Here is a 10682-nt window from a genome sequence, read left to right as displayed (position 1 = left end):
CCATCAACGACAGGTAAATACTGATTACATACACACGTCGCATAAATAGACAGGAGTTACATGATGAGCAAATGGCCAATACGCTGGGATCTGCTGTTCCGCTACAGAATGATAGAAATCATTGCTCTGTGGGAAGGGCGACTTACGACTAACCATTTAATTCAAAGTTTTGGTATTGGCAGACAGCAAGCATCAAAAGACATCAACACCTACCTCACCGATATCGCGCCAGGTAACCTTGTCTATGATAAGCAGTTAAAAGGCTACAAACCCAGCAGTAGCTTTATCCCACAAGTAACAAAGGGTCATGCGGATGAATATTTGCACATTCTTTCAAGAAGTGAAGATATGACCATCACATTTAATGAACTTGATATGGGGTTTGAGAACACAGCTATGGTTCGCCCTGTTGCTCGCAATATATTGCCACAAGTATTACGTCCGTTGGCTCAGGCTATTCGCGAAAAAAAACGTGTCGACATAAGCTACACATCAGTCAAAGATGGTGTTGAAGTTGAGCGAATTATTTCTCCCCACACTCTTGTTTGTACCCCACTTCGTTGGCACGTTCGTGCCTATTGTGAGCATGGAAATGGTTATCGCGACTTTGTACTTAGCCGCATACACGGCGTGCCAATTCTTGAGGCGAAACAAGTCAAAGGGAAAAAGCATGATGAGTTATGGAATACTCCCCTAACCATTGATTTAATGCCTGAACCACGGCTGACAGAAGCTCAAGCTAAGGTCGTTGCTCATGATTATGGAATGGATAAAGGCGTCCTCAAAATACCGACCAATGCGGCATTAGTTCGCTATGTGCTCGACGCTTATAACATCGATATTAATGTATTGGATTCGAATCCTAAAGGTCAGCAGATTATTGTGGGTAATTTTGAGGAGCTAAAACCATACTTAAACTTTTAGGCAGAACAAGCACAATAGTTAAGGCGGGCTGTGCCCGCCTCTAAATCCATCTTCGCTAACCTCTAGAATGTCGCTTGGATCTTTTCAACGGCCGGTATATCGGCCGCAGCCCAATCCACATCCCAAAGTTTCTCTTTAGACAGCCAGCGAGAATCGATGTGTTCAGTGAGAACCAAATCTCTTGTGGGCACTTCGATAACAAAGCAATGCATGGTGATATCAAAGTCTGGGTAGCAATGTTCAATCGTTAACAAAAGCTGAGGTTCGGTAACGGTAACTCTGAGTTCTTCATCTAACTCTCTGATAATCGCGGCAACCAGCGTTTCACCTGCTTCTACCTTCCCCCCTGGAAGCTCCCATTTTTTGCTAACATAATCTAACTCCGATGGCCCTCTTTGTACGACTAGGAATTCGCCCTTGTTTCTCAACACAGCAGCGACAACTTCAATGTGCTTCTTAATCATTGATTATGCTCTTCCAATAATTTTTGGCTGCGGATTTTTAGTGCCTCAACATCCTTTTTATCATCGACGATGTGCATTTTCTTATGGCAGTTGGGGCACAAGGCAATGGTATTTTCACTCGTGTCATCGCCCTCTTTGGAGAGCCAAATAATATGGTGCGTTTCGAGGTATGGCTCCCCCTTTGCATTTTTAAAAGGCGCGGGTTGGAGGCATAACTGACAAGTCCCTTTCGCCAGCCTTTTAGCCAGCTCTGCTACCCAAATATTTCGCTCATAGCTGGTTGACTGTTGTAGATAACGAGTGGCTTTTTTGCCAGACTTGACCGCCAATGTCTTGAGCTGCCCAAGAGTTAACTTTTTCGCCTTGCGAGTACGGATGGTCTCTACATTATCTCGATCTTGCTTTTTAACCTGACGCACTCCCGAGACAAGTTTCAAAGGAAACACGTAAACCTTTCTTGGGTTGCCTTGTTGATCATCTTGCACTTCCGAATAAGGTTCGCCTTCAAGTTCGACCTGACCGATATAGGTATATTCTTTATCTCTAAACACCTCGAATAAGTGAACGGCGACACCGTTGGAACCCGACTCAGCCAAGGTTTTGTTTTGCTGAAACGTTAGGCTTTGGTCGCCCTTAGTTCCCATGCCGGTGTAATGCAGAACGCCACCAGACCAACGGTCATCATAGATTGATTCGACATGATTAGAGACAATAACCAAAGTATTGGTTTTGTGGGCGCGGCGCATGCCGCCTTGTGGGCTACAGCCAAATGTTTCGCGTAACTCGTTATTATTAAGTTTTGTGCCTGGGGCAGGTAGTGAAAAATCAACCATTATATCTATCTGTTTTACTTCGTTGTTGGGGTACTGCGGGTATTACCATTCCGAAACCAGCAAGCGGGCCTTCAGGCCTTTCACTTGCAATACCATCGCTTCAAACACTTGTTCAAAGTCATCGCATTGCGCTGTTACGTTAGGTAAAGAAAGGGCGGCTTGATTAAAAAAGCGTTGTTGCTGTAAGGGGTCGCTGCCCCACGCCATCTGCCACCACTGCAAGATGCGTTCACGGGATTCGGACAAACGCTGAGCCTTAGGCACACGATCACTCTTGCTTCGATTCTGTTTTGAGGTGGTCGGCAGGAGGTTCCACTTATCGTTATTAGGCCAATAGGTAAAAGGAAGGCAGTGGTCCACATCGTATTGGTTCGTTAGCTTGGTGTTACTCCAAACATTCGGCACCGCTTCGCCTTGGGCGCGTAACTCATCAACTCGTTTACGGACTTCACGCGTATCACGTGATGAATCAAGCCACACTAAGCATTCATGGTAAGTTTGCAGAGTAATGTTGCGCGCTCGATTCAGCTCAAAACGCTGCATTTCCGTTATCCATTGGTTCACCACCAATGGCTCTATCCAAGCACAATACAGCCGGAAGCAATCCCACAGCTTTTCATCCAAAACAAACTGACCAAAACTGGCAAAAAACTCGCCGTCCAATACAATCGCTTGCGAACGTTTTCCGCGCTTTGATGCTGATTCTATTTGGAACAGCTTGTTATGCTTATCTCCCTGATAGATATAGGTGACTGGGCCTTCCTTTATGGTCTTTAACGTCTGAGTAAACAGTGCCTGAATAGCCACCGCTTCTTCGCCAACAAAGAGTGAACCGATGGCAAGGTCATCAGCCGCAAGGTGCTTGAGCTTATTCCAGCCATCATCTTTGACAAACCCCAGCCCCTTGCGTGTGTTGGAGTTTTGTTGAATACCAGAGCCTTCAATATCAATGTCGATAAGACGCTTGAATTGCCTCACCCAATACAAGGCCACAAGGCCAGCAGAAATACTGACTTTGCCATCCGTCCTATCTAAAACGGCGCCGGGATGGGCGTCCGCAATACGGATCAACGTTCTTAGCAAGGCCAACTTATAGGTTGCCGACTTGTGGTCATGAACAATGATACGTCGAACCTTATTTAGGCTGCCGGCTCCATCATCAGACAAACTGAACACCACCGTCTGCCAAGAGACATCCGTCCTATTTAGGTTATCCTCACTATCGGAGACCAGTATCGTGTTGAGCGCATAGTCTTTTGAAAACTGTTCCAGTTCTGCCACCGAAACCGGATGGCCTACTCGACCGTCAGTAAACGACCCATGACGTAAACTGATCACTAGTTTTCCATTCGGAGACAATAAACCCGATAGTTTTCGAAAAGCTCTTTCACGCACTGAAGGCGCTAGATGCATCCAAACGGCGCTGATAAGAATAAGGTCAAAGCGCATTCCAAGGCTTTGGACGCTTTTTAAAGCGGGCAAGGAATCATTAAGCCAAGTCACTTGTGGTGTGGTGCCTGCTTGCCCTATTTGACGCAGTGCATCGCTAGGCTCAACGGCAATCACCTCACAGCCCTGTTCGCTCATCCATTGGGCATCTCGCCCAGAGCCTGCACCGATATCTAAAACGGCATCGCCAGATTTAGGCCAATAAGCAGACCAAGACTGATGGACAGATTCAAAGTCTAGGGCGTTGTATTGCTTAGCAAGCTGAAGGGCATTGTTATCGTAAAAAGAACTCGTTGCGGACATACATCAAACCACATATCACAATGCACACATGATATATCTCTCAGTGATATAAGGCGATAAAGTATTAGAAAAGAATGATTTATTGTGATGGCAGTCTTATCAGAGCCGAGACAGTTTGGAAGAGAAACATCGATCACAAATTGAGCATATACTCTACCCCCAATCACCCTACAACCAATAAGTGCGTGGTAGCATAAAAAGAAAAGCCATAGGTTCAATCATGATAGTCAAAGAAAAAGCCCTTTCTCCCACAAGTGACTACAAGCAAAAACTGGGTAATAAGGTAGAGAATAACGTCGCTTTCTATTTAAAAAGACAGTTTTCAGAACAGAGCAACGTCCTCATTTTTCACGACTTACGATTCGAACATAAAGGAGAAGCGGCCCAGATAGATCACTTAGTGGTGTACAAGAAAGGCTTTATTGTGATTGAGTCAAAGTCTATCAAAGGTACGGTCACAGTGAATGAGCAATTGGAATGGCAAAGAACGGTTCGAGGCCAATGGATCGGTATGCCCTCACCCATTACTCAGGCTTCTATTCAGGCAGAGCTACTCAAAAACTTGTTGAATGATCATGCCGATACCTTGTTGGTGAAAATACTCGGCCTACAAGGCTACTTTGGCGGGCGCTGCTGGGATACGCTTTGCGCGGCATCGAATGATGCCATCATTGACCGAGCTCATATCCCCTCTAAGCTCTCACAACAGATAGTCAAAGCAGAGGGTATTCCTTTGCGCGTCAAAGAGATCATTGCTCAACACAGCAATGTGTTAAAACCCAACCCCTCTTTTAATAGCAATGAATTAAATAACATTAAGTACTTTTTGCTTGCTGAACATAAGCCACTCAACAATCTAGATAGCGAGCCAGAACCGCTCGATAGCCCAGAACCGGAGGCTGTTACTCCGCTCACTGAAGAAATAAGCACCGCTCATTCAACCCACTTTGGTGTGGTCTGCAAGCAGTGCTCTAGCAGTAACACTGTGCCTAAATACGGTAAGTTCGGCTACTACGTTAATTGCACTGAATGCAACACCAACACGTCGATGAAACTGCCCTGCCGAGAGTGTGGCAACAAGAAAACGCGGGTGTCCAAACGCAAACAGGTTTACACCTTAAGCTGCTCGTGTGGTCATGAAACCCAATTTGAATACCGCGGCTAACAGACAACCACAATCAACCATTCTGGATACTAATCCCCATCATCAGCCTGTGCCTAAAATCAGGCGCTGGCTGGTGGCGGTGATTTTTCTCGCAGACTAAGCTTCAACTCTAGAAGTGATTTAGGAACAGGCACCAATGCCTTACAGATAAACCACTGAGTACTCTATAACTTACTGCCAAAAGTGTTCAATCCTCGCAAATTTGGCTGGGCTAGTTGTCGTAAAATAGCTTTGTCGGCACAGTCAGCTTGAAACGGTTGCGAGGATTTAACATGAAGATCATTCACCATGGCGGCAAACAAACGATTACTGGCTCTTGCCATGAGCTCAGATCAGAGGCCCAAGCCATTCTTATCGACTGCGGGCTATTTCAAGGCGCTGATGCTCGGCCGTTGGATATTGAATTTGAAACCTCTCACTTGACCGCGATTGTCATTACCCACGCCCATATTGACCACATAGGTCGATTGCCGTGGTTACTCGCAACTGGCTATAACCAACCTATTTACTGCACTACCGCAACAGCCGAACTGATCCCGTTAATGCTCGAAGATAGCCTAAAGCTGCAACTCGGTTTAGACCGCAAACAAACCGAGCGAGTGTTAAACAAGATACGTCGTCTGATTGAGCCATTGGACTACAATTGTTGGCATTGCCTAGACGAGATTCACTCCATAAGTTCGATGACGATACGTTTTCAATCCGCGGGGCATATACTCGGTTCGGCCTATGTGGAAGTGCGCTTGGCGAATCAAGAAGTGGTAGTCTTTTCTGGCGATCTCGGTCCAAGTAACACCCCACTCCTGCCTGATCCTAAATCTCCACAGCGTGCCGATTACCTGCTGATTGAAACAACCTATGGCGACAAACAACATGAAGATGTCGCCACGCGAGCGGAACGATTAAATGCCATCATAGATCGCTCTCTTGAAGATGGAGGAGCGATCTTGATCCCTGCGTTTAGTGTTGGACGTACTCAGGAATTGTTGTTCGATATTGAGCAGCTCATCCACCACCATCAAATTGATGTTTCTATCCCTATTATTCTCGATTCACCCATGGCCCAACGTGTCACTCGCTCCTATCGCCATTTCAAACAGTTATGGGGCAAGGAAGCGAAACAGCGTCTAGAGAGGCATCGCCACCCACTCGCGTTTGAGCAATGTATTACGGTCGAAGATCATCGCACCCATCAGCGCTTGGTTAATCGCCTCCAATCAACCCAAGAACCTGCGATAGTCGTCGCGGCCTCTGGAATGTGCCAAGGTGGTCGTATCATGGACTATCTGAAAGCGCTACTGCCTTTGGAAACAACCGATGTTCTTCTAGCAGGTTATCAAGCACAAGGGACTTTGGGCCGAGATATTCAAACTGGCGCGATGGATGTAGAAATTGACGGTGAAAAGCTCGAAGTCAAAGCGCAGGTTCATACAATGTCAGGCTACTCTGCCCATGCAGATAAACACGATCTACTGCGCTTTATTAATGGCATTGCTGACAAACCGAAGCAAATTCACTTGATTCATGGCGAACCCGACACGCAAGCGCAGTTTGCATCTGAACTTAAAGCACTCGGGTTCGAAGTGAAAAGCTACTCCGACTAACCAAAGCGAACAGCCTTAAGCTGTTCGCTATATACCCTTGATATTGGCTAAATGGCTGTTACCAGCTTGCCTCCTCAGCCTCTGCCTAAATCAGGCGGCGGCTGGTGGCAGTGACTTATCTCTCAAACTAAGCGAAAGCTCTACTATGAATTCTAACAACACAAGATTATGAAATTAAATAGATAATAAATATCGATCGATTAAATCAAACACATCACTCGTACATATCCAATAAATTACCCATTAATTAATCAAATTCCCCCTACGTTTCGTTTTTAATCTTTTTAATTAAACATAGGGAAAACTATCAAATGGACAACCAATTCAATGTAAAAGACCTTTTGTTCCTCATGGCCTTGACCCTGATAGCACTACTCCTGTCTGGCTGCGGGGGTTCAGAAGAAGAGGAAGGCAACGTCTCTTCATCACCCCCTCCTTCTTCAAGCTCGACAAGGCCAACACCAGACCAAGGCGAGACTACCGCGCAATTGGAGCGGCTGACTCTCACCGCCTACCCGATTAAAACTAAGGGAACGAGTGAGCTCACACTGATCACCGGTAGCGAGCAATCTTTTCTCGCTGTGGGTGAATACTCGAATGGCCAATCTAAAGTGTTAACCGAGGAATTAGCTGTCGAGGATTGGCAATCCAGTGACACGGAGTTAGGCGAATTTATTCAGTCGGGGGTATTGAAAGGGAAAGCGCCAGGGGCAGTAATGGTGTCTTTACGCAAAGATAGCCTCACCAGTAACTCACTGGAAGTGACGGTTACCGACGCCACCATTACCGATATCACCATCACCCCTTCTGCGGTGAATCTTGCCAAAGGGCATCACCAACCGCTCACTGCCACCGCGACATACAGTAATGGCCTGTCGATGAATATCAGTGACTCTGTCACTTGGGTATCGGACGATCCCTCTAAAGCCACCATTACATCACAAACCGATCACGGTTTACTTAACGGTGTTAGTATCGGCTCTACCACCGTCACTGCAATAAAAGAAGGCATAACCAGCCAATCAGTAAACGTCGATGTTTCTGATGCCGTGATCACAGGGATCACCGTGACACCTTCCATTGTAAATATTGCTAAAGGGCAACACCAAACGCTCGCCGCCAACGCCGTTTACAGTGATGGCACCTCATCAATTATCAGTAATTCCGTTACTTGGCGCCCTGTCGATAATAGCACCGCGACGGTCACCTCGAGCGGGGTTTTGTCTGGCAGCAAGGTCGGTAAGACGACCCTCACTGCGGTAAAAGACAATGTCACCAGCAACACGGTCGGCGTGGTGGTCAGTGATGCGGTAATAACCAGCATTAGCGTGACACCTTCTGCCGTCACTGTCGCCAGAGGGCAAACCCAATCGTTAACCGCCAACGCTATCCTCAGTGATAACACCTCATTGGATATCAGTGATTCAGTTAGTTGGCGCCCTGTCGATAACCACACCGCCACAGTCACTTCTGATGGTGTTCTGTCAGGCGGCAATGTCGGCACCACAATTCTTACCGCTGTCAAAGATGGGGTTGCCAGCAATACTGTTGACGTCGAGGTGAGTGACGCCGTGATCACCAGCATTAGCGTGACACCTTCTGTGGTCTCTATCGCCAAAGGGCAAAACCAAGCGATGACCGCCATCGCGATCTACAGTGATAACACCTCATCGGATATCAGTGACTCGGTCACTTGGAGCCCTGCCGATACTGGTACTGCCACCGTCACTTCTAGTGGATTGCTGACCGGCGGAAACGCAGGTAACACCACCCTCACTGCCTTTAAAGATGGGGTGACCAGCAACACCGTTAATGTTGATGTCTCTAACGCGGTGCTTACCGAGATCACCGTGAACCCTTCGATCATTAATGTTGCCAAAGGCCAAGAGCAACCGCTCACGGCTAGAGCACGCTACAGTGATGGCACTTCGTCAGATATCAGTCATTCCGTCAACTGGGACCCCATTGATACCAGCACAGTCACCGTCACCGCTAACGGCGTGTTAACTGGTAGCGCAGCCGGCCACACTACCCTGACTGCGATGAAAGATGGCATTACCAGTAATACCGTCGGCGTGGTGGTCAGTGACGCGGTGATCACCAGCATCAGCGTGACACCTTCTGCCGTGACTGTCGCCAAAGGGCAACACCAAACGCTCACCGCCAACGCCATATACAGTAATAACACCTCATCTGATATCAGTAATTCCGTCACTTGGCGCCCTATCGATACCAACACAGTCACGGTCACCTCTAACGGGGTGCTGTCTGGCAGCAGTGTCGGAGCGACTACCCTCACAGTGGTAAAAGATAATGTCACCAGCAACACGGTCGGCGTAGTGGTCAGTGATGCGGTGATCACCAGCATTAGCGTGACACCTTCTGTGGTCTCTATCGCCAAAGGGCAAAACCAAGCGATGACCGCTATCGCGACCTACAGTGATAACACTTCATCGGATATCAGTGATTCTATTACTTGGCGCCCAGTCGATAACAATACAGCCACGGTTACTTCGAATGGAGTTCTGTCAGGCAACAATGTTGGTACCACAACGCTCACCGCCGTCAAAGATGGGGTTGCCAGCAACACCGTCGACGTCGCAGTGAGTGACGCCGTGATAACCAACATTAGTGTGACTCCTTCCGTCATTACGATCGCTAAAGGGCAAAACCAAACGCTAACCGCGACCGCCACTTACAGCGATAACACCTTTTCAGATATTAGTAACTCCATCACTTGGATCCCTATCGATACCAGTATCGCCATCGTCACCGCTAACGGAGTACTGTCAGGCAGCAATATTGGTACCACTACCCTCACCGCAGTCAAAGATAACGTCACCAGTCATTCAGTGAGCGTTGAGGTCAACGACGCGGTGCTCACCGCTATTAACGTAACACCAACAGAACTCACTGTGGCCAAAGGGCATGGCCAACCTTTAATCGCCACAGCCACTTACAGTGATAACACTTCATCCGATATCAGTGATTCTGTCACTTGGGCCCCTATCGATACTGGTACTGCCACCGTCACCCCTCAAGGGCAAGTCACCGGGGTTGACGTTGGCACCACGACAGTGACCGCTGTCAAAGACAATATCACCAGCAACACGATTAATGTTGATGTTACCAACGCTATCATGACAGGGCTTACTTTGAGCCCCCCGTTAATCGGAGTGGTCAAAGGTCAAACGCAAGCGATAACAGTCACCGCTAACTACAGTGATGGCTCCTCCTCCGATGTCAGTCAATCTGTCGTTTGGTGGATACCTGTGGGTACAGCCGAGATGTCTGTCACTTCTGATGGTATGGTCACAGGGCTTACTTCAGGAAGTAGCACAATAACAGTATCGAAAAACGGCTTTACGAAGAGTATTGACGTCAACGTATGTAATTTAGACAGTAACGGTTTAGAAGGTAAGTGCATTGATCTCTTCGATACAGGTAATGGCAAGTGGTTTACCAATCCACCATCCGTTGCTTATCTTGGGAGCCTTGGTCTAGGAGGAAGCACTCATACGGACGGCATTGATAATGCAGGTACGTTTTACAAATTCACTTGGACAAAAGCGAATGCGCTGTGCCCTAAATACAATACAATCAAACTGGCAGGACGCTCAAATTGGCGTTTACCGACAGTGGACGAGTTAAGTGATGAGCTCTACGCCTATTACGGGGTTAGTCCTATTATACGCGGAAAGCTGTCTACCGAACGCGGTTGGACACTTGAAACCCATTACTGGGCCTCGACGACAGCTGGAAATAGTAGCAGCGGCAATCCAACGTACTGGAGCGTATACATGTATAACAACTGGCGGAGCTCTTACATCAACTCTTTTAAATTCTATGCCTCATGTGTTTCTGAGCCTTAGACTTCAATGTCTCAAATGGTTAAGTTGAGTGCAGCCCACTTATTGCTAAACAGCAGATGTAAGCACAG

7 protein-coding genes are annotated in these 10682 nt (G+C 47.4%); 4 read left to right on the top strand and 3 right to left on the bottom strand.

The window, feature by feature from the left end; all coding sequences use genetic code 11:
* The first annotated feature begins 63 nt into the window (after positions 1-63).
* Positions 64-924 (top strand): helix-turn-helix transcriptional regulator, encoded by an 861-nt coding sequence (locus TW84_RS10130; protein WP_045975526.1) that lies wholly within the window; start codon positions 64-66, stop codon positions 922-924.
* A gap of 62 nt (positions 925-986) precedes the next feature.
* On the opposite strand, the gene TW84_RS10125 is transcribed toward TW84_RS10130, so the two are convergent.
* Genes TW84_RS10125 through TW84_RS10115 form a run of 3 tightly spaced genes read right to left on the bottom strand, consistent with a single transcriptional unit; the run spans position 987 to position 3973 of the window.
* Positions 987-1388 (bottom strand): (deoxy)nucleoside triphosphate pyrophosphohydrolase, encoded by a 402-nt coding sequence (locus tag TW84_RS10125; protein ID WP_045975525.1) that lies wholly within the window; start codon positions 1386-1388, stop codon positions 987-989.
* Positions 1385-2221 (bottom strand): HNH endonuclease, encoded by an 837-nt coding sequence (locus tag TW84_RS10120; protein WP_045975524.1) that lies wholly within the window; start codon positions 2219-2221, stop codon positions 1385-1387. The genes TW84_RS10125 and TW84_RS10120 overlap by 4 nt, the downstream gene beginning before the upstream one ends.
* A gap of 42 nt (positions 2222-2263) precedes the next feature.
* The gene (locus TW84_RS10115; protein ID WP_045975523.1) at positions 2264-3973 is read right to left on the bottom strand and encodes a class I SAM-dependent methyltransferase; all 1710 of its coding nucleotides are present in this window, start codon (positions 3971-3973) and stop codon (positions 2264-2266) included.
* A gap of 220 nt (positions 3974-4193) precedes the next feature.
* Between TW84_RS10115 and TW84_RS10110 the strand changes: the two genes are divergently transcribed.
* From TW84_RS10110 to TW84_RS10095, 3 genes are all read left to right on the top strand, one after another.
* Positions 4194-5138 carry a nuclease-related domain-containing protein gene (locus tag TW84_RS10110; protein WP_045975522.1) on the top strand — a complete coding sequence of 315 codons (945 nt, stop codon included), beginning with the start codon at positions 4194-4196 and terminating at the stop codon, positions 5136-5138.
* A 272-nt stretch (positions 5139-5410) separates the two neighbouring features.
* Positions 5411-6742 (top strand): MBL fold metallo-hydrolase RNA specificity domain-containing protein, encoded by a 1332-nt coding sequence (locus tag TW84_RS10105; protein ID WP_045975521.1) that lies wholly within the window; start codon positions 5411-5413, stop codon positions 6740-6742.
* Positions 6743-7053: 311 nt separating this feature from the next.
* Positions 7054-10614, top strand: coding sequence for an Ig-like domain-containing protein (locus TW84_RS10095; protein WP_052707908.1), 3561 nt, complete (start codon positions 7054-7056; stop codon positions 10612-10614).
* Positions 10615-10682: the final 68 nt, after the last annotated feature.

It is taken from the genome of Vibrio neptunius (assembly GCF_000967495.1).
Lineage (GTDB): Bacteria > Pseudomonadota > Gammaproteobacteria > Enterobacterales > Vibrionaceae > Vibrio > Vibrio neptunius.
Note: the sequence above shows the minus strand (reverse complement) of the source record. Positions and strands in the feature narration are given on the sequence as shown.